This window comes from Sphingobacterium lactis, from assembly GCF_011046555.1.
GTDB classification, from domain to species: domain Bacteria; phylum Bacteroidota; class Bacteroidia; order Sphingobacteriales; family Sphingobacteriaceae; genus Sphingobacterium; species Sphingobacterium lactis.
Map to the genome: position 1 here is coordinate 417063 of NZ_CP049246.1, position 20090 is coordinate 437152.

At 45.4% G+C, this 20090-nt stretch carries 19 protein-coding genes; 7 read left to right on the plus strand and 12 right to left on the minus strand.

All coding sequences use genetic code 11. From position 1 onward, the window contains the following. Positions 1-158: 158 nt before the first annotated feature. Positions 159-1910 (plus strand): alpha-L-fucosidase, encoded by a 1752-nt coding sequence (locus tag G6N79_RS01830; protein WP_103904905.1) that lies wholly within the window; start codon positions 159-161, stop codon positions 1908-1910. Positions 1911-1980: 70 nt separating this feature from the next. On the opposite strand, the gene G6N79_RS01835 is transcribed toward G6N79_RS01830, so the two are convergent. Then, complete coding sequence (locus tag G6N79_RS01835) at positions 1981-3756, minus strand: aminopeptidase P family protein (RefSeq protein WP_103904906.1); 1776 nt, start codon at positions 3754-3756, stop codon at positions 1981-1983. A gap of 127 nt (positions 3757-3883) precedes the next feature. Between G6N79_RS01835 and dacB the strand changes: the two genes are divergently transcribed. From dacB to G6N79_RS01860, 5 genes are all read left to right on the plus strand, one after another. After that, the gene (gene dacB / locus G6N79_RS01840) at positions 3884-5314 is read left to right on the plus strand and encodes a D-alanyl-D-alanine carboxypeptidase/D-alanyl-D-alanine endopeptidase (RefSeq protein WP_103904907.1); all 1431 of its coding nucleotides are present in this window, start codon (positions 3884-3886) and stop codon (positions 5312-5314) included. Between the two features lie 51 nt (positions 5315-5365). After that, positions 5366-7645: an NADP-dependent malic enzyme gene (locus G6N79_RS01845; RefSeq protein WP_103904908.1), complete on the plus strand. Its 2280-nt coding sequence runs from the start codon at positions 5366-5368 to the stop codon at positions 7643-7645. A 14-nt stretch (positions 7646-7659) separates the two neighbouring features. Continuing rightward, entirely contained in the window at positions 7660-8244 is a 585-nt protein-coding gene (gene ruvA / locus G6N79_RS01850; RefSeq protein ID WP_103904909.1) for a Holliday junction branch migration protein RuvA, read from the plus strand. Between the two features lie 123 nt (positions 8245-8367). Beyond that, positions 8368-8844 carry a GAF domain-containing protein gene (locus tag G6N79_RS01855; protein WP_103904910.1) on the plus strand — a complete coding sequence of 159 codons (477 nt, stop codon included), beginning with the start codon at positions 8368-8370 and terminating at the stop codon, positions 8842-8844. A 43-nt stretch (positions 8845-8887) separates the two neighbouring features. Then, positions 8888-9709: a hypothetical protein gene (locus G6N79_RS01860; protein ID WP_103904911.1), complete on the plus strand. Its 822-nt coding sequence runs from the start codon at positions 8888-8890 to the stop codon at positions 9707-9709. Here G6N79_RS01860 and G6N79_RS01865 read toward each other — a convergent pair. The 11 genes from G6N79_RS01865 to G6N79_RS01915 form a co-directional block, all read right to left on the minus strand. Continuing rightward, entirely contained in the window at positions 9695-10609 is a 915-nt protein-coding gene (locus G6N79_RS01865) for a WD40 repeat domain-containing protein (RefSeq protein ID WP_103904912.1), read from the minus strand. The genes G6N79_RS01860 and G6N79_RS01865 overlap by 15 nt on opposite strands. A gap of 86 nt (positions 10610-10695) precedes the next feature. Then, a complete protein-coding gene (gene hisIE / locus G6N79_RS01870; protein ID WP_103904913.1) occupies positions 10696-11283 on the minus strand; it encodes a bifunctional phosphoribosyl-AMP cyclohydrolase/phosphoribosyl-ATP diphosphatase HisIE in 588 nt (195 codons plus the stop codon). 10 nt (positions 11284-11293) lie between these two features. After that, entirely contained in the window at positions 11294-12052 is a 759-nt protein-coding gene (gene hisF, locus G6N79_RS01875) for an imidazole glycerol phosphate synthase subunit HisF (protein ID WP_103904914.1), read from the minus strand. A 1-nt stretch (position 12053) separates the two neighbouring features. Continuing rightward, entirely contained in the window at positions 12054-12806 is a 753-nt protein-coding gene (locus G6N79_RS01880) for a 1-(5-phosphoribosyl)-5-[(5-phosphoribosylamino)methylideneamino]imidazole-4-carboxamide isomerase (protein ID WP_103904915.1), read from the minus strand. 16 nt (positions 12807-12822) lie between these two features. After that, complete coding sequence (hisH, locus tag G6N79_RS01885) at positions 12823-13413, minus strand: imidazole glycerol phosphate synthase subunit HisH (RefSeq protein ID WP_103904916.1); 591 nt, start codon at positions 13411-13413, stop codon at positions 12823-12825. Positions 13414-13435: 22 nt separating this feature from the next. Then, complete coding sequence (gene hisB, locus G6N79_RS01890) at positions 13436-14575, minus strand: bifunctional histidinol-phosphatase/imidazoleglycerol-phosphate dehydratase HisB (protein WP_103904917.1); 1140 nt, start codon at positions 14573-14575, stop codon at positions 13436-13438. 6 nt (positions 14576-14581) lie between these two features. After that, a complete protein-coding gene (gene hisC / locus G6N79_RS01895; RefSeq protein WP_103904918.1) occupies positions 14582-15634 on the minus strand; it encodes a histidinol-phosphate transaminase in 1053 nt (350 codons plus the stop codon). 54 nt (positions 15635-15688) lie between these two features. Beyond that, on the minus strand, positions 15689-16603 hold the full coding sequence (locus tag G6N79_RS01900; RefSeq protein ID WP_103904919.1) for a ribonuclease Z: 915 nt from the start codon (positions 16601-16603) through the stop codon (positions 15689-15691). Between the two features lies 1 nt (position 16604). Further along, a complete protein-coding gene (locus G6N79_RS01905; protein ID WP_103904920.1) occupies positions 16605-16982 on the minus strand; it encodes an STAS domain-containing protein in 378 nt (125 codons plus the stop codon). A 21-nt stretch (positions 16983-17003) separates the two neighbouring features. After that, on the minus strand, positions 17004-17951 hold the full coding sequence (locus G6N79_RS01910; RefSeq protein ID WP_103904921.1) for a phosphoribosylaminoimidazolesuccinocarboxamide synthase: 948 nt from the start codon (positions 17949-17951) through the stop codon (positions 17004-17006). Positions 17952-17982: 31 nt separating this feature from the next. Beyond that, a complete protein-coding gene (locus G6N79_RS01915; RefSeq protein WP_103905073.1) occupies positions 17983-18951 on the minus strand; it encodes a PhoH family protein in 969 nt (322 codons plus the stop codon). A 254-nt stretch (positions 18952-19205) separates the two neighbouring features. Between G6N79_RS01915 and G6N79_RS01920 the strand changes: the two genes are divergently transcribed. Next, positions 19206-19994 (plus strand): SAM hydrolase/SAM-dependent halogenase family protein, encoded by a 789-nt coding sequence (locus G6N79_RS01920; RefSeq protein WP_103904922.1) that lies wholly within the window; start codon positions 19206-19208, stop codon positions 19992-19994. The last annotated feature ends 96 nt before the right edge of the window (positions 19995-20090 follow it).

Sequence of the window (20090 nt, forward strand, 5' to 3'; positions counted from 1 at the left end):
TTCTTTAGGTACGTGTTTAGGATTATGTGTTGTAAAATAAGGAATTTTATCCTTTTAGCAGGATAAATAATCCCGCAAAGACCGTTGGAAAGAGGAAATTAGCCTGCCATTTTCTTATATTTGGCTATATCCATTTTATACACTTTTTACGATTTATAATGAAGAAGATCTTAGCCTTATCCCTCCTGCTGTTGTTTGTAACATTGGGCATGGCCCAAAAGAAGGAACAGTGGTTGGAAGATGACCGGTTTGGCATGTTCATCCATTGGGGCCTCTACAGTGCGACGGAAGGAATCTGGAAAGGTGAGCGCCTGCGTCACCCGAACAACTATGCGGAGTGGATCCGCTATCGGAACCGCATTGGCGAAGCGGAATACGGCGAATTGGCGAAGCGTTTCGATTGGGAGCGCATCAATCCGGAAGAATGGGTGTTGCTGGCCAAGAAAGCGGGCATGAAATACATCATCATCACGTCCAAGCACCATGATGGTGTTGCGCTTTGGGATACCAAGGTGGGCACCTACTCGCTGCCGAAACTGAGCGGCACGAATCGCGATGTCATTAAGGAAATTGCCGAGGCTTGCAAAAAGCACGATATAAAATTATGTTTCTATTATTCCCATTGGATCGACTGGCAGCATCCCTATGGATGGAGCCATAACCAAGAAGTAACCGGACGGGTTAGCGATGCACAATATGACCAATATTGGCAAGAGAAAGTCATTCCGCAGGTCCGAGAACTGTTGACCAATTACGGAGATATTGCCATGATGTGGTTCGACATGTGGATTCCCTATCAGCAGAGTATCATCAAGAAGGAACAGTTGGATCAATTGGCCAATATGATCCATGAATTACAACCCAACTGTTTGATCAACTCCCGTCTGGGCTTACCTATCCAGAACGAACATGTTGATTTTGAAACCTTGGGGGACAACCAATTTGGTGCAGCCTATACCGACTATGTCTGGGAAACACCGGGTACCATTGCCCATTCCTGGGGATACAATGCATTGGAGAACGAATGGAAGTCAACAAACCAACTTTTCCAGTCCCTAATCAATAACGTAAGTCTGAATGGTTCCTACACCTTGAATATCGGTCCCCGCGCCGATGGGACGGTTCCTTACGAAGGTGTACAACGTTTGGAGGAAATGGGAAAATGGCTGAAAACCTATGGGGAAGCGGTCTATGAGAACAATGGCCTACCGATTCGTTTCTCCCAGCACGATTGGGGGAAGATGACCCTGAATAAGAAAGATGGCGCAGTTTACCTCCATGTTTATAACTGGCCCTTGGATAAAACATTGCGGGTTACCGGTCTGGCCAGCAAACCGAAAAAGATTGAGGTCCTGACGCCTGCAGGGAAACAAGAAGTGAAGTTTGAACAACATGGCCCCATCTTGCATGTGCATGTGCCTACAGAACAGCCGGATCCCTATGTTTCCGTACTGAAGGTCACATTTCCGGAGCTGAAGCTCGATTCGGAGACCGTTGCAGAATCCTCATTCGGTGGATTTGCCCTCAACGCAAAAAATAATTTATCAAAGAACCTGGTCTTTAAGGCTTTTGACGGCACCAAACCAGACCATTTTGAATTGAAATCTACCGACCGCCCCCAATGGAAAGTTTTCATTCCAGAAGCAGGCACGTATACCATAGCGACTTCCATGCACAATGGGACTGGAAAAACAGTTGCCATCGACCTGATCATTGATGGAAAGACTTACGCGGCTCAAGTAGCGCCAAATGGTAAAGTAACGGTGGAACCCAATGAAAATTGGTATGTGGAGGAATTCTTGGATGTTCCCATGGGGTCATTCGAAGTTGAGCAACCCAAATCCCTAAATGTGGAGTTCCGGAGTTCAGCACCGATCCTATTTAACCGAATCTGGTTGGAGAAGAAATAAAAAGAAATGGGCGACACATGAAGTGTCGCCCATTTCTTTTATAGCGAGGAAAGTTCCTTCGAGCAGACGACTAGATCGCTGCAGTCTTTTCTTTTAACCAAGCTTGCTCCTCAGCAGATAGACTCGGAGAAAGTTTTTCAAATACCCAAGCATTGTAGTCGTTCAACCAGTTGATATGCTTTTCTTCCAATAGGGATTTATCCACCAAGTCTGTAGCGATATAACAAATGGTCAAAGTCTCAAAATCCATGAACTCGCCAAATTGGTTGCTGTCGATAACCTTGGAAAGCACCAGATTCTCGATACGGATTCCGTATTCCCCTTCGCGGTACAAGCCAGGCTCAATGGAAGATATCATTCCCGGTTCAACAGGTATATCCACGGCAGCCATATTGAAGACCTGTGGTCCTTCGTGCACATTCAGGAAGAAGCCTACCCCGTGGCCCGTACCATGGCCATAGTTGCGCAAGGTTTCCCAGATCGGACGACGCGTAATGGCATCGATCGAATATCCTTTTGTGCCTTTCGGGAAAATCGCCTGCGATCCTTCGATCGTTCCTTTTAACACAATCGTGTAATCCTGACGTTCTGCATCCGTAATGTTACCTAAGGACACCACACGTGTAATATCGGTGGTTCCATCCTTGTACTGGCCACCTGAGTCAACAAGCAATAAGCCTTCCTGCAGCAGGGTGGAATTGCTGTCGTCCGTTGCTTTGTAGTGTGGAAGTGCACCATGCTCCTTATACCCCGCAATGGTATCAAAGGAAATATCAACAAACCCTTCGGATGCCGCACGGATACCCTGCAATTTCTCCGCAATGGAGATTTCGCTCAGTTCACCGGTTTTGACATTTTCCTCCAACCATTTGAAGAATTTCGTCAATGCAACACCATCCTTAACCATGGCATTCCGTGTATGGGCAACTTCAACTTCATTTTTCATGGATTTGAACCAAGTCGATGGGTTCATATCCTCTACGATATCCACATTGGCTGGTACCGCATCATAGATGGCAAAACAGGTGCGCTTCGGATCCAAAAGAATGCGGTTCGCTGAAATCGTCTGTACGACCTCGAATGCTTTCTCGTAATCCGCAACCTCTACTCCAGATTGTTTCAGGGAAGCCACATCGGCCTCTGCTAATTTTCCAGATTGAATATATAGGGTGTTCTTATCCGTTGTAATCAATAGAAATCCCAATACTACAGGATTGCAATGCACATCATTTCCACGGATATTCAAGATCCATGCAAGATCGTCCAAGGAGGATACAAAGTGTGCTTCGACACGTTTGTCCTGCATCTGTGTTTTTATACGTTTGATTTTATCAGCGGTGGATTCACCTGTAGTTTCCACGCCGATCAGGTATGCCGGTTCTGTTGGTAATGCCGGGCGACCTTCCCAGATCGGGTCCAGAAGGTCAAGATGGCCATCGACCTGGATGCCCAACGGCTCCAACTCCTGCTGTACGGTTTGCGCTACGGCAACAGCGGCCAAATTACCGTCAAAAGCCACAGTATTTCCTTTTTCCAACTTCTTGCCAAGCCAGGTTACATATTCTGCTTTCCCCTGCACTTGTAGCTTAACCAATTCAAATCCTGATCCCGCCAACTGCTCATTGGCTTGCACAAAATACCGTGCATCGGTCCAAAGACCGGCAAAATCTTCTGTTATTACCAAAGTTCCCGCGGAACCGGTAAAGCCAGAGGTCCATTTGATACATTTGTAGCGGTCCGGAAGGTATTCACTGATGTGTGGATCGGAGGAAGGAATAATATAGGCGTCTACACCCTTTTCTTTCATCAACTGACGGATGGAAGCTAGTTTTTCGATGTAATTCATTATGTTATTTTTAATAATCTCCGCAAGTTATGAAATTCTCTTAACTAAAGTAATTCCTTACTCATAGATTTGAAATTTTACAATTTATATGTACTACTTGTCCAGTAGATTACGATATTTGCTATCTATGAGAAGATTTTTTTCATTTTTTTATTTCGTTGCGTTCATCAGCCTAACCAGCATTGAAACTACAGTTGCGCAAGAAGTAAAATCAAAAGTAGAAACAGCATTTGCTACATTCAGCAAACACCCTTCTATTCAGCATGGTACAGCATCGTTGACGGTTTTGAACTCCAAGACCGGTGAGGTGGTATATGCCAAAAATGATTTGCAAGGTCTTGCTACCGCATCGACTTTGAAAGTAATCACGTCCATTACGGCGCTGGATCTTTTGGGTTCGGATTTCCAATTTGAGACCAAACTGGATTATACCGGACAGATTGACTCCTTAGGCACCCTACACGGCAATTTAATTGTTTCCGGATTTGGCGACCCTACCTTGGGGAGCGACCGCTATGCGGAGACCAAAGCCGACGTCATCCTTGCCAAATGGGTAGCTGCTATCAAAAATTTGGGAATCAAGGAAATAAAGGGTATGTTGATCGCGGATGACAAGCTGTACAACGGCTATGATGTCCCGAATACCTGGATGTGGGGCGATATAGGGAATTACTACGGTGCGGGAATTAGTTCCCTGAACTGGAAAGAGAATAAAACGGGAATTAATTTCATCGTTGGCAGACCTGGTCAGGCCGCTCGGATGCAACCGACGGAGCAACTGCCTTTCTATACCCTCATTAACGAGGTGAAAACGGGTGCTGCCGGTTCCGGAGATAAAGTGTACGGCTATTCGGGTCCTTATGCTAAAAAAGTAGTCCTCCGTGGTACTTATGGCAGTGATCTAAAGAAGACCATTGAAATATCGGTGCCCGATCCGGCGTTACATTTAGGGTATGACCTGATGAAAGCCCTGGCGCAGGATTCCATTGTACTGACGGATTCTGTGACAACGGCGAAACGGTTGATGAATATCGATTCGCTCGTCCTGATGGAGGGACAGCGCGTCAATATCGTTTCCCATAAATCGCCACGCTTAGCGGAAGTTGTACATTGGTTCAATCAGAAGAGTATCAACCTGTATGGTGAGGCACTATTGAAATTAATCGGTGGTATTTCTGCCAACAATTTCGATACGGAGGAATCCGCAGAGTTGATCAGCAAATATTGGCAGAATAAATTAACTATTCCGCCAAGTGCCATCCATACTTTCGATGGATCCGGTTTGTCTCCACAGAATAGGGTGACAACCGCCGCGATGGGAAAGATCATGCATTATGCAAAATCACGTCCTTGGTTTGCTGATTTTTACAAATCATTGCCAACGATCAATAAGACGTCCATGAAGAGCGGAACAATTGGTGGTGTCCTTGGCTATACCGGCTATCAAAAAGCAGCCGATGGGCAGGAATACACCTTTTCGCTATTGGTCAATAATTACCACGGTCCGGCGTCACAGATGCGCCAGCGCATGTTTAGATTATTAGATGTATTAAAATAGGATATCGCAAGGCGATACCCACAAAAGAAAGAAGTAAAAACCAATATAGTAATGAGTAACATCAACAGAAAAAAAGACGCTTTAAACTATCATGCGATGGGGCGTCCAGGAAAGATTGCTGTCGTTCCTACAAAACCACACAGCTCGCAAAGGGACCTATCTCTAGCGTATTCACCAGGTGTGGCAGAACCTTGTCTGGCCATTGCAGAGAATAACGAAGATGCATATAAATATACGGCAAAAGGGAACCTGGTTGCTGTAATTTCCAACGGTACTGCGGTATTGGGATTGGGAGATATCGGCGCACAGGCCGGAAAGCCGGTAATGGAAGGTAAAGGCCTTTTGTTCAAGATCTTTGCCGACATCGATGTATTCGACATCGAATTAGACACCAAAAATGTTGATGACTTCGTAAAAATCGTGAAGGCTTTAGAGCCTACTTTTGGGGGTGTAAACTTGGAAGATATCAAGGCTCCTGAATGTTTTGAAATTGAACGTCGCCTAAAGGCAGAGATGAATATCCCTGTTATGCACGATGATCAGCATGGTACAGCGATTATTTCTGGTGCCGCTTTGATCAACGCATGTGAATTGCAGGGCAAGAACATTGCAGAGGTGAAAATCGTCGTGAATGGTGCTGGTGCAGCTGCCATTTCCTGTACGGCCATGTATGTGGCTGTCGGTGCGCGTAAGGAAAATATCGTGATGTTGGACTCCAAAGGTGTTATTCGCCAGGACAGAGACACATTAGACCCGACGAAAGCAGAATGGGCAACGGACAGAGATATCCATACGTTGGCCGATGCGGTTAAAGACAGTGATGTTTTCATCGGACTTTCTGCAGCAGATGTATTGACTCCAGAAATGTTGAAAACCATGGCACCTAAACCGATCGTTTTGGCTATGGCGAACCCGAACCCAGAAATTGCCTACGAACTTGCTGTGGAAACACGCGATGATATCATCATGGGTACAGGTCGTTCCGACTTCCCGAACCAAGTGAATAACGTATTGGGATTCCCTTACATTTTCCGTGGTGCTTTGGACGTACGTTCAACGGCGATCAATGAAGAGATGAAGATTGCAGCGGTAAAAGCAATCGCTGAATTGGCTAAGCAACCGGTTCCTGAGGAAGTGAACATTGCTTACAATACCAACAACCTACGCTTCGGTGTAGATTACGTGATTCCTAAACCTACCGATCCACGCTTGATCACAGAGGTTTCTGTGGCCGTTGCGAAAGCAGCTATTGCTTCCGGTGTAGCACGTATCGTGATCGAAGATTGGGATGCTTACCGTGATGAATTGCGCAAGCGCTTAGGTAAGGATGACCGTTTAATCCGTACCATCACTGCGAAAGCAAAATCAAACCCTAAACGCGTTGTTTTTGCGGAAGCTGATAACTATAAAACCCTTCGTGCGGCGCAGATCGTGAAAGAAGAAGGTATTGCATTCCCGATCCTTTTGGGTAACCAAGATAAGATCAATGGTTTGATCCAAGAGTACGGTTTCGAATTGGATGGTGTGGAAATCATCGACCCACAAAATGAAATCAAAACAGATCGTTTCGCTAAATATGCGGATCACTTATATCAAAAGAGAGCACGCCGTGGCGTTAACAAATTAGACTCCCGTAAATTGATGACCAACCGCAACTACTTTGCGGCGAGCATGGTGGAGTTTGGTGATGCCGATACCTTGATTTCCGGCTTGACACGCAATTATGCTTCTACCATCCGTCCTGCACTACAGGTGATCGGTGCAAAACCGGGCAGCCGTGTGGCAGGGATGTACATCATGTTGACTTCGCAAGGACCTTTGTTCTTCGGTGATACAACGGTAAATGCAAACCCAACGGCGCAGGAATTAGCAGACATCTCCGTTCTTTTGGACAATGCCGTGAAGCGCTTCAATGTGAAACCTCGCTTAGCGATGCTTTCCTACTCCAACTTCGGTTCCAATGATGGCGACATCTCCGATAAAGTTAGAGAGGCTGTACGCATTTTGCACAAAGAGCACCCAGAGATGATTGTTGATGGCGAGATCCAAGCGAACTTTGCTCTTAACAAAAACTTGCTATCGGATAACTTCCCGTTCTCTACGTTGAATGGTGAGCCAGCAAATACGTTGGTATTCCCGAACTTGGAATCAGGAAACATTTCCTACAAGTTATTGCAGGAAGTGGGCAACGCCGAAGCGGTAGGTCCGATCCTTTTGGGTATGAACAAACCGGTTCACGTATTGCAATTGGACAGTTCGGTTCGCGAAATTGTCAATATGGTTACCATTGCGGTGGTTGATGCGATTGAGCATCAAAACAATAATCAATAAGTCGCAACATACGTATGTACGAATATTTTAAAGGAAAACTTGTTTTCAAAGCCCCTACCCACGTCATTCTAGAAGTGGGTGGGATAGGTTATTACCTGCATATTTCATTGACTACTTACAGTCAGATCAAGGATCAAGAGGAGTGCAAGCTTTTTGCTTCCTTTCAGGTACGCGAAGATTCGCAGACCCTCTTTGGCTTTGCCACAGAAGCGGAGCGCCATCTTTTCCACCACTTGATTTCTGTATCTGGAATCGGTCCGAATACAGGTCGGATGATGTTATCGTCCATCACACCGGAGGAGATTCAATCGGCTATCGTCAATGGACAGGTGGCTGTGATCCAAAAGATCAAGGGTATCGGTCCGAAGACGGCACAACGCGTCATTCTTGAATTACAGGATAAACTGAAGAAACAAGGTCCGGATGCGTTGATTCCATTGGTGGTGAGCAAGCCGTCATCTTCCGAGGAGGCATTGACAGCACTTGTGATGTTGGGATTTCCAAAGCCTGCGGCAGAAAAAGCCTTGCAGGCCATTCTTGCAACAGAACCTGAAGCCAATGTGGAGCAACTGATCAAAGCCGCTTTAAAACGTTTGTAAAGAAAATAGTCCGCACTAGCGAGCGGTATAGCCCATCACTTCAACAGTGATGGGCTTATTTTTTTATCGACCTGCAATAAAAATGGTTTCCTTATATTTGTAGAAATTTAAAGGAGCAGAAAAATGGCAGAAGATTTAGCAATTCATTCGGGGAGCAAGGAAGAACAGTACATCGCGTTGATCCCGCAGATTCAAGCATTAATTGCTGGCGAAACCAATTTGATTTCCAATCTGGCAAACATCAGTGCCGCACTGAAAGAACAGTTTAATTTTTTCTGGGTTGGCTTCTACCTGATTGATGGTGAGGAATTGGTTTTGGGTCCATTCCAAGGACCGGTTGCCTGTACCCGGATTGCCTACAACCGCGGTGTCTGTGGAACAGCTTGGGCAAAAGAAGAAACCCTGATTGTGCCTGATGTGGAAGAATTCCCAGGTCATATCGCTTGCAGCTCCTTATCTAAATCGGAGATTGTGGTACCGCTCTTTTTACAGGACAAGTGTGTGGGGGTATTGGATGTGGATAGTGCAGCATTGAACACATTCGATGAAATTGATGAAAAATACCTGAAAGAGATCTTAAGGCTTCTCACCATAGCTTAATTTTAATATCTTTGCTGACCAAGCACACAAACTATTAGCCGAGATGTCAAGTCCAAGGACCCTATCTGTTTTCAATTTTATTATTGTAGCCCTCAACCTTTTGTGGATTGCACTGGTAGAGAATGGCTACATTTATTCCTATTCATTCTCCGATACCATTGCCCAATATCCAACGTATATTACACCGGCAAAATTTGCGTATAAGATCTGGACATTCATCGCTTTCGTTATGGTTTTGGCCAGTTACTCCATGTTTTATGGTACGCAAAAGGCACACCCCAACAAAAACACCATCCTGAAGGTAGTAAAAATTGATTTCTGGCTGATCCTCAATCAACTTGCTGTAGGAATCAGTATGTCCCTGAAACACAATGATAATTTCAGGTGGTCGCTTCTTTTTACCGGCATTGCCCTAATCAGTATTATGGTGGTGAATAACAAGATCCAAATCCAACGGCTAACATCCAATTCCTTTACGCGGTATTTCATTCGCTTAGCTTTTGGCTTGTATACGGGTTGGTTGATGTATGTTTTTGCGTTTAACCTCGCGGTGATTTTTGAAAAATGGGGATTTGGAATTCCTCCTGCAGGTCAATTCTACGTGGATGTTATCTTACTCCTTATCGTTTCCGTGGCTATGTTGAGCTATTCCTACCTGAAATGCTTACCCATGGTTTCTGTTGTGTTAACCTGGGCAGCGTACGGTGCCTATTATCAAGGCCAATTGCGTCCTCGAGCAGAATCCGAGCAAGTTGGGTACCTCCTTATTGCGCTCATCGTCATCTCCGTCGTCGTGGCCATCCTCACCTACATGCGCTGCAACAAGAACAGAGTTTCTAAACCAATGGAATTAATCGAGGATTAATTCCCAGATTTTGATCACTTTGTCATCTCCCGCAGTGAACAAGTACTGCTGATCCCAAACGATTGTATTGATGGAGAGCTGATGGCTATCGAATCCTCGATCTCGGGAAATGTTCTTCACCAAGGTCAAGTCTTCGGGTTTCCATAGCTTCCAGGTTTTATCCCGACTAGCTGTGGCAATCCATGGGTAATCTGGATTGTTGGAAATACCGTACACCGTAAACATATGAGGGGTCACTTCCTTCATAAGTGAAAGATCACTTCCGCGTAGTTTATATAGCTTGGCATCTCGACCACCGGTGAATAAAGCATCCTGGTGAAACAGGAGACTGGTGACAGGCATATCGTGTATTTTCTCTTTGGCGATCTGATGGAAGTCCGACGCGGAATGCACATGTACTTCGCCAAACTTATCCCCAAAGGCAATCTTATCTTCCGTAGGATGTACCGCAATAACGCGTACTGTTGTATCCGCTATTTTAAAGCGATACAGGAGCTCAAAACTGTCCAATTGATATACATAGGCATAGCCCTCTTCGCCGATCGCTATGAGCTCATTCTTCCCCGGGATGACCTGCATGGAAAATACAGCGCCCTGTTCAACCTTAAAATTCGCTTTTAAGGTCAATGTTTGGGTATCCACCACCAAGATTTGCCCAGAGCGCATACCAATTGCCAGAAGATCCGTTCCGGGAATAACCAATAAACAATATACCGAAGAACCTACTTTGCAAAGGATGCGCTTAAAGGAATTGCTTTCCAAATCCCATTCCACAACACCCTTATCATTCCCGCCACTGTATAAGGTTTTGGAATCTGCAGAAACGGCTAAGGCGAATATGGGGTTTTGATGACCAGCTAATGTCGCTTTTAGGTTGATGTCAATGTTTTTATAGTCCATGTACACGCAAAGATAACGCTTGGGGATGTAAAATATAAATCCCCGTCATTTTCATGACAGGGATTTTATGCTTGTTGCCAATTCTTTTATTGGTGTCTGCTTTCCAAATTCTTTGCTATCGTTTCCAGACTCATGCCTTTTTCCTTTAGCAGTACGATCAGGTGGAATAGTAGATCGGAAGTTTCATTGATAAAGTCGGTATCCGTTTCCGTAAGTGCGGCAATGACTGTTTCCACGGCCTCCTCACCTACTTTTTGAGCAATCTTGTTGATCCCTCTGCCGCGCAATCTATTCACGTAGGACTCCTCATTTGGAAAGTCGATGCGATGCTGCACGATCCTTTCCAGTTGGAGCAGGAAGTTCTGGTTGAATTCCGTTTTAAAACAGCTACGTGATCCGGTATGGCAGGTTGGTCCTACAGGATCGACCAAAATCAAGATCGTATCCTGATCACAATCGATGTGCATACTTTTTACATGCAAGAAATTTCCACTTTCTTCACCCTTTGTCCAAAGTCTGCCTTTGCTGCGGGAAAAGAAGGTTACCTTCTGTTCCGCTTGTGTTTTCTCCCACGCTTCCTGGTTCATGTACCCAAGCATCAATACCTCTAGGGTCTGATAGTCTTGGATAATCACCGGGACAAGGCCTGCGCCTTTATTGAAATCAATCGTCATGATCTGTTAATTATGAACGTCGAACGGGCACTCCGTTGACGTGTAGTGTTTCCTTTAATTCGGGGATTAAGATTTCCCCATAGTGAAATACCGATGCGGCCAGTGCGGCATCGACTTCCGCCTGTTGAAAGACATCCACGAAATGCTGCTGATTTCCCGCGCCGCCAGAGGCGATCAACGGTATGTGGATGCTGTCGTTTATTTTTTTCAGTAGGCCATTATCAAAGCCATTTTTGGTGCCATCGTGATCCATAGAGGTCAATAGAATCTCTCCTGCACCGCGATCCTCGGCTTCTTTCACCCAATTTTCCGTTTCGATGTCCGTTTGATCCCGGCCACCCCGCAGATGGACATAGTTCTTGCCATCCACCAATCGGGTATCCACCGCCAATACCACAAACTGCACACCAAATGCACGGGCCAGTTCCTCCAGTAATTTCGGATTGCGTACCGCAGCGGAATTAATGGATATCTTATCCGCTCCTGCGTTCAAGAGCACATCCGCGTCGGCTAGTTCATTGATCCCTCCACCAATGGTAAAGGGGATATTGATCTGCCGCGCAACGGCCTTCACCAGGTCAACTGTGGTCTTTCTGCGTTCATGCGTTGCTGTAATATCCAGAAATACCAGTTCATCGGCCCCTTGCTGGGAATATTGCCAAGCCAATTCCACTGGGTCACCGGCGTCCTTTAGGTCTACAAAGTTAACCCCTTTGACCGTCCGGCCATCCTTGACATCCAAACATGGAATGATCCGTTTTGCCAGCATCTTAGAAACTGATAAGGGCTTTAAGGTTCCAATCTTTGATCTCTTCGATCGTAATGTGATTTTCGTAAATGGCTTTACCAACCACTACGGATTCCATCTTGCCCAATTTGTTCAAGGCTTCGATATCACCCATCGAGCTGATCCCGCCAGAACCGATCAATTTGATAATTGGCGAATGATCCAATAACTTCTGATACAGCTCAACACCGGCACCGCCCAATTTGCCATCCTTGCTGATATCGGTACAAAGGAAACGGTAAAAACCTAGGCTTAGACATTTGTCAATGTATTCGATCAATTTAATCGGCGAGCTTTCCAGCCAACCGGAATATTTGATCACCTCATCCAACACATCGATGGCAATCACGATATGATCGGCATATTTCACGCGACCTTCGTTCAATTTGCTCAACTCTTCCAAAAAGGTTGGGTTGGTGATGGCTTGTGTACCCACAATAACACGGTAAACTCCTGCATCGACCAATTCCTTCACTTTCTCGATGCTGCGGACACCACCACCGTACTGCACCTTCATCTCCGTTTTCTGGATGATGTCGAAAAGGTACTCTTGGTTGCTGAAGTCGCCCTTTGCGCCGTTCAAGTCAATGATATGGACAATCTCAGTACCATTAGCATGGTACTTCTGGATCTGTTCCTCCAAAGAAATAGGATATTTGGTAACATCTTCATAGTTACCTTCTCTTAAGCGGACAACCTGTTTGTCCAAAACGTCGATTGCAGGTATAATATACATAGTCTAAAAAATTCAATTAAAATTCATTAAAGTTCCGCAGCAGCTGTTCCCCAACTTTCCCAGATTTCTCAGGGTGGAATTGAACCGCCCAGAAATTATCTCGAGAAATTGCTGCTGAAAAAGGCAACCCATAATCACAGGTTGCTATTGTATAGGTTAGCTCATGCTCAATAAAATAAGAATGAACGAAATAAAAATAGGAATTATTAGGGATATCACGGAAAAGAGGGCATGATTTTTCAAATTCGATACTATTCCAGCCCATGTGTGGGACCTTTTCCTGAATTCTTTTATCGAAGTGTAACGTCTTTAAGGGCATAATCCCTAATAAATTCGCATCTCCTTCTTCGGAATAATCAGTCAGGAGTTGCATCCCGACACAGATACCCAACACCGGTTTCGTCAGCGATTTGATGGTTTCGACAAGACCGGAATCCGCTAATTTCTGCATCGCTGCTCCCGCATGGCCAACGCCCGGAATAATGATCTTATCAAACCGATCGAAGTCCTCCGGCGTATTGATCATGCCATAATCAATGCCAACCCGATTTAAGGCCGCCGTAATCGAAAATATATTGCCCGCGCCATAATTTACTATACCAATCATATCTTATCCCCTCTTTACTGGCCTACAATAGCCCCTTTGTGCTCGGTAATTGCATGTTGTCCGCATCTCTGCGCACTGCCTTTTTAATGGTCTTCGCAAAGGCTTTGAAAATCGCCTCGATCTTATGGTGCTCATTATCACCTGTTGCCTGAATGTTCAGGTTCGATTTGGAGGCATCAGAGAAAGACTTGAAGAAATGGAAGAACATTTCCGTAGGCATATCACCGATCTTCTCCCGCTTGAACTCCGCATCCCAAACGATCCAGTTCCGACCGCCGAAATCAATGGCCACTTGCGCCAGGCAATCGTCCATTGGCAACGTAAAGGCATAACGCTCAATTCCACGTTTATTGCCCAGGGCTGTCAAAAAGATTTCACCCAATGCAATGCCCGTATCCTCAATGGTATGATGTTCGTCAATGTGCAAGTCTCCTTTCGCTTTGATCGTCAGATCCAATGCCCCATGACGGGCCAATTGGTCCAACATGTGGTCGAAGAAAGGAAGGCCTGTATCGATGTCGGATTTACCGGATCCATCGAGATTCAATTGGATATAAATATCCGTTTCGTTTGTTTTACGGTGATGTTCAGCTGTTCGGGTTCCCAATTTCAGGAACTCATAGATCGCTTGCCAATCATCTGTTTCCAGACCAATTGTATCCGTTGTAAATTCAATGCCTTCAAGCTTGCCCAACTCATCGTTTTTACGCAGCCAAATTGCCTTAGCACCTAAGTTCTGCGCCAATCGCACATCATTCACCCGGTCTCCAATAACGAAGGAATTGGCTAAATCATATTGCGTGGCATCAAAATATTCCTTGAGCATACCTACCCCCGGTTTGCGGGTGTCCGCATTTTCATGGGGAAAAGTCTTGTCGATGTGTTCTTTGACAAAGGTTACCCCCTCTCCTGCAAATGTCTCCACCACAAATTGATGTACAGGCAGAAAGTTCTCCTCAGGGTGTGCACTTGTGCCGAGACCATCTTGGTTGCTCACCATTACCAACTCAAAATCTAACTCTTTTGCTATTTTAGGAAGATATTGCAAAGCGCCCGGGTAGAACTTAAGCTTAGCAAAGGAGTCGATCTGTTCGTCCTCCGGTTCTAAGATCAAGGTCCCATCCCTGTCGATAAACAAAACTCTTTTCAATTGATCAGCCATTGTATGTTACTTATAAAAAACTTGGATTTCTTCTAATAGTCTTTCGTTCTCTGGTTTTGTCCCTACCGTAATCCGTAGACTTCCCTCGCAGAGGGTAACTTTTGAACGGTCGCGAACAATAATCCCCTTGTTGACCAAGAAGTTATACAGCTCGCGGGGTTGCGCCAATTTTACCAAAATAAAATTAGCATCCGATGGGGTAATATGCTCCACTTGCGGCAATGCCTGCAACTGGCCAACCAAGATTTCACGCTCCTGGACAGTGGATTTGATCCATTCGTTCACTACCTCCACATTGTCCAGCGCTTCCAGTACTAAATCCTGCGTCGCCTGATTAATGTTGTAAGGCGGTTTGATTTTATTGAATACGGCGATGATATCCCTGCTCGCAAAGGCAAGTCCTAAGCGCAATGCGGCCAATCCCCAAGCTTTGGAGAGTGTCTGCAGGACCACCAGGTTTGGAAATTCCGGCAGACTGTGCGTAAAGGATTTCTGTTTGGAATAGTTGATGTATGCTTCATCCACCACCACAAGTCCCTTGAAATTTACCAGTAAGGTTTCAATATCCAGCGGATTGATGCTATTGCCCGAAGGATTGTTCGGCGAACACACAAAAATCATCTTTGTATGCATATCAATTGCTTCAGCAATACCATCGAGGTCAAGCTGGTAATCTGGTGTCAGGTTCACCTTGCGGATCTGCACATCGTTAATATTTGCGGAAACCTCGTACATCCCGTAGGTTGGAGGCACCAGGATAACATTATCTTTTCCTGGCGTACAGCATGCACGGTACAGGATATCGATGGCTTCATCCGAGCCGTTCCCAAGAAACATATTTCCTGCAGGAACACCTTTTATACTTTCTAATTTGGCCTTTAACTTATGCTGAAGTGGATCGGGATAACGGTTGTAATCATGGGGCAGTGGCGAACCAAATGCGTTTTCATTGGCATCCAGGAAAATGGACGCATCGCCTTTAAATTCATCCCTAGCTGATGAATAAGGAACCAGGTTTTTAATATTATCCCTAAGAATTTCGGTTAAGTTGAAGGACATGGTATTCGTATAAAATTTTCGCGCTGTAAATATGGCTAAAATTCCATAAAAACACTAAACTAAAAACCATTTCCCTTCTACAGAAAGCTCAGTTTCAGGAAATATGGTCCGCGCTTCGTCCAAAAGTGGCTGAAGTGTACGGTATCTGGCAGAATAATGGCCGAGCAACAATTTCTTCGCGCCGACTTCCTTGGCAATTTCCGCTGCTTCCAATGAAGTGGTATGGAAGGTTTCCTTCGCCCGATCGACCATCTCATGAAGGAACGTACTTTCATGATAAAGCAGGTCAACACCTTGGATGCTGGACAGATAAATGGGATGTCGGACAGTATCCGAACAATAGGCGTAACTCCGGGATGCCGGTGGTGGCAGGGTAAGTTCCTCCGCCTTGAATACCTTCCCTTGCGGATCGACATAATCAATCCCCTTTTTGAGTGCAGCGAAGTACACTTTGGGGATGTTATACCGTTCCACCAGGTCGGCTTTCAGCGTTGCTGCTCGTTTTCCCTCATCGAAACGGAATCCCGTGCAAGAAATACGGTGGATCAACGGAAAGGACCGTACAGTCAGCATCCGGGTTTCATAGATCACCTCTTCCCGGTCCGGATTGGTCACATGAAAGATGATGTTATACCGGATAACGGTTTCGGAGTATTTAAAATGGAGTTCCAGGATTTCCTGCAGCGGTGCAGGCCCATAGATGTGCAGATCGGCCTTCCGGCCTACCAAGTGCATGGAGGACACCAACCCGACCAAGCCGAGGTAGTGATCTCCATGTAGATGGCTGATAAAGATATGATCAATGCGGTTGCTCTTGATGCCATAGCGTGAAAGCTGCATTTGCGTGCCCTCACCACAATCGATCAAAAACAACTGTTCATTATAGTTGATGACTTGAGAAGTTGGGTGCCGTTCGAACATAGGTGTCGCCGAACTGTTCCCCAAGATCAAAACCTCAAATCGTAACATATTAGGATTGTGCTTCTTTTAAATCCAAACGGATTTCATTACCAAAGATCAAATCCTTTGCTTTTTCAATATTGGGCGTGATGATCAGGTATTTGTCCAAGCCTAACGATGCGATGTAATTCTTTACCGGTTCGTTCAGGTTGGTCAGGATAAACAGCCCGCCTGTAGATTTACACAATCTTCTCGCCAGCAGTCCCGTGCGAATGCCCGCTTCATCCGTTTCCTGGACATTATTTAAATCCAACACGATATTACGCTGCCCACCGGTGTTGCGCAACATAAATTCCCCTTTCAAACTTGCGGCAGTATCCCCGTTTAACTTATCCGTTAGCGGCTCAATCACCACATACCTATCGTATTTATCTACCGTAAATTTCATATTTAAATAAATTAGCGTTGTCTATTTCAGGTTCTGCAATTCCCGGGTAACATTCGCTTCCACACGTTTCAACACGTCTCCCTCTTCAGGATATTGGAAGGATTCTCCCGTAATATGCTCGAAAAGTTCAATATAGCGTTCAGAAATGGATTTTACAATTTCTTCGGTCATTTCAGGTACTTTTTGACCATCCTTGCCCTGGAAACCATTCTCGATCAACCACTGTCTGACGAATTCCTTGGACAACTGTTTCTGCGGTTCATCTTTCGCCAAACGTTCTTCATACCCTTCGGCATAAAAGTAACGTGATGAATCCGGTGTATGGATTTCATCGATCAGGTAGATCTTACCGTCTTTCTTTCCGAATTCGTATTTTGTATCGACCAAGATCAATCCTCTTTCAGCAGCAATTTCAGTTCCGCGTGCAAACAGGGCATGCGCGTACTTCTCCAACTGTGCATAGTCTTCCTCCGTGACGATCCCTCTAGCGATAATGTCCGCTCTGGAAATATCCTCATCGTGGCCGACATCCGCCTTGGTGGATGGCGTGATGATTGGCTCAGGTAATTTTGCATTTTCCTTCAACCCTTCCGGCAACTTTACACCACACAATTCACGGCCACCGTCACGATACGTACGCCACAGGTGTCCGGAGACATAACCACGGATGACCATTTCAACCTTGAAGGGCTCGCAAGCCTTTCCGATCGTCACATTGGGATCCGGAACGGAAGCAACCCAATTCGGCACGATATCCGCAGTAGCCGCCAAGAATTTGGAAGCGATCTGATTCAATACCTGCCCTTTGTAGGGAATGGCTTTCGGTAGCACCACATCAAAAGCCGAAATCCGATCGGAAGCTACCATAACCAGGTAATCCGACCCGATCGTGTACACATCCCTCACTTTGCCTCTATAAAAAGCGGTTTGACCTTCGAAGTTAAAATTTGTTTCTTTTATTGTATTCATATGTATTGCGTCTTGGACGCGCTAATTAATTCTAAATATCTCCGTAAGCTTCCAGGATACGCTTCACTAATTTATGACGAACCACGTCGGAACCCGTTAGGTAAATCATATCGATGCCTTCGATACCGTCGAGGATCTTCACGGCATTGACCAGACCAGATTGCGTTTTCTTTGGCAAATCGACCTGGGTCATATCACCTGTTACGATAAACTTGGCCGTCGGTCCCATACGGGTCAGGAACATCTTCAACTGCATATCCGTGGCATTCTGTGCCTCATCTAGGATCACGAAACAGTTATCGAGTGTACGACCGCGCATAAAGGCCAGAGGTGCTACCTCAATGGTTCTGTTCTCCAGGTAGCCCTTCAATTTTTCCGCCGGGATCATATCGTCCAGGGCGTCATATAATGGGCGTAAGTATGGATCTACCTTCTCCTTCAAATCCCCAGGTAGGAAACCCAGGTTTTCCCCTGCTTCCACCGCAGGACGGGTCAGGATAATTCTTTTGATCTCTTTATTACGTAACGCACGGACAGCCAAAGCAACGGCTGTGTAGGTCTTTCCGGTTCCGGCAGGGCCAATGGCAAATAGGATATCGTTCTTATTGATGCTATCCACCATTTTGCGTTGGTTCGGCGTACGGGCACGAACGATCAATCCATTCGGGCCATATACGATCGGTTCACCTTTGAAAGCGGCCTTCTGTTCGCCCTCCTCTTTTTCCGGGATCACCGATTTCGCACTCGGCACGACACCAACTATACTCTCTAGACCTAATAACGATAAGGTCTGAAATTGGTTAATGTGCGCCAATACTTCGTCGAATACCTGTTGGAACCTGTTCCGCTCCCCTTCTTCACCCAATACTTTCAACGTATTTCCGCGAGCAACAAGGCGAAGCTTTGGAAATGCTTTTTTAATAAACTCAAAATTTTCGTTCTGAGCCCCCCATAATGTCACCAAATTGACAACATCCAAGTTGATTTCTAATTCACTCAAATTATATCGTTCTAAATTTTCGAATAGTCCAAGGTACGCACCTCGAATCGCTAATAAAGATATCAAAAAATCGGACATCTTGAAGCAATCTCAGGTATTTCAAAATCAAAAGTACAAACTAATTGAGCAGAATTAAAAGCATTTATATGGATTAATTCACATAAGATTTAGCAATCAGTTTAGTTTTTCTATTTTTGTAATTCACTGGCAAAAATAACTGTTAAAATTTTTTAGCTTCAGGCATTCTGAACACTATGGGAGTAATTACGTTAACCACTGACTTAGGTCATCGCGATTTTTATCAGGCTGCACTGAAAGGCAGCATCATTTCGCAGTTGCCAGATGTCCGTTTGGTCGACATCTCCCACGATATTCCATCCTTCAACATTCAGCATGCGGCCTTCGTCATCAACAATGCTTATCCCTATTTCCCGAAAGACACGGTGCACCTGATCGGTATCGACACGGTATTCCAAGAAGACTCCCGCTACCTTGCGATGTCCTACAAAGGGCAATACTTCGTGGGTGCGGACAATGGCATCTTCAGCATCATCACCGGGGAGGACCGCCCTGACGAAATGGTGGAAATCAACATTATGCAAGATTTGAGGTACCTACATTTCCCCTTGGCGGACATCTTGACCAAGGCGGCCTGTCACATTGCAAACGGTGGAAAACTCCGTGATATCGGATTACCGGTCGACAATGCCGTGCAGAAGGTTACATTCCAACCGGTCTATAATCAGAACAGCATCAAGGGCCATGTTACCTATATTGACTCCTTTGGGAACGTCATCAGCAACATCAGCAAGGATCTCTTCAACCGCGTACAGAACGGGCGCGATTTTATACTCCGCTTTAAGCGGAATGAAACCATCAGCAACTTGAGTTGGCATTACAATGAAGTCGCCGAAGGCGAAAAACTCTGTCTCTTCGGCATCAGTAATTTTCTCGAGATTGCCATCAATAAAGGCCATGCCAGCCAATTACTCGGTCTTTACCAAGACGAAACCATCTTGGTGGAGTTCCTGGAAAGCAAGTAATTCACCCAAAAACCAAAATGTTCCACGTTTTTTTATTGCCGTAAATCCCTGAAAATACAGCAGTTACCCCATTGTTTTTAGATATTAGGCACCATT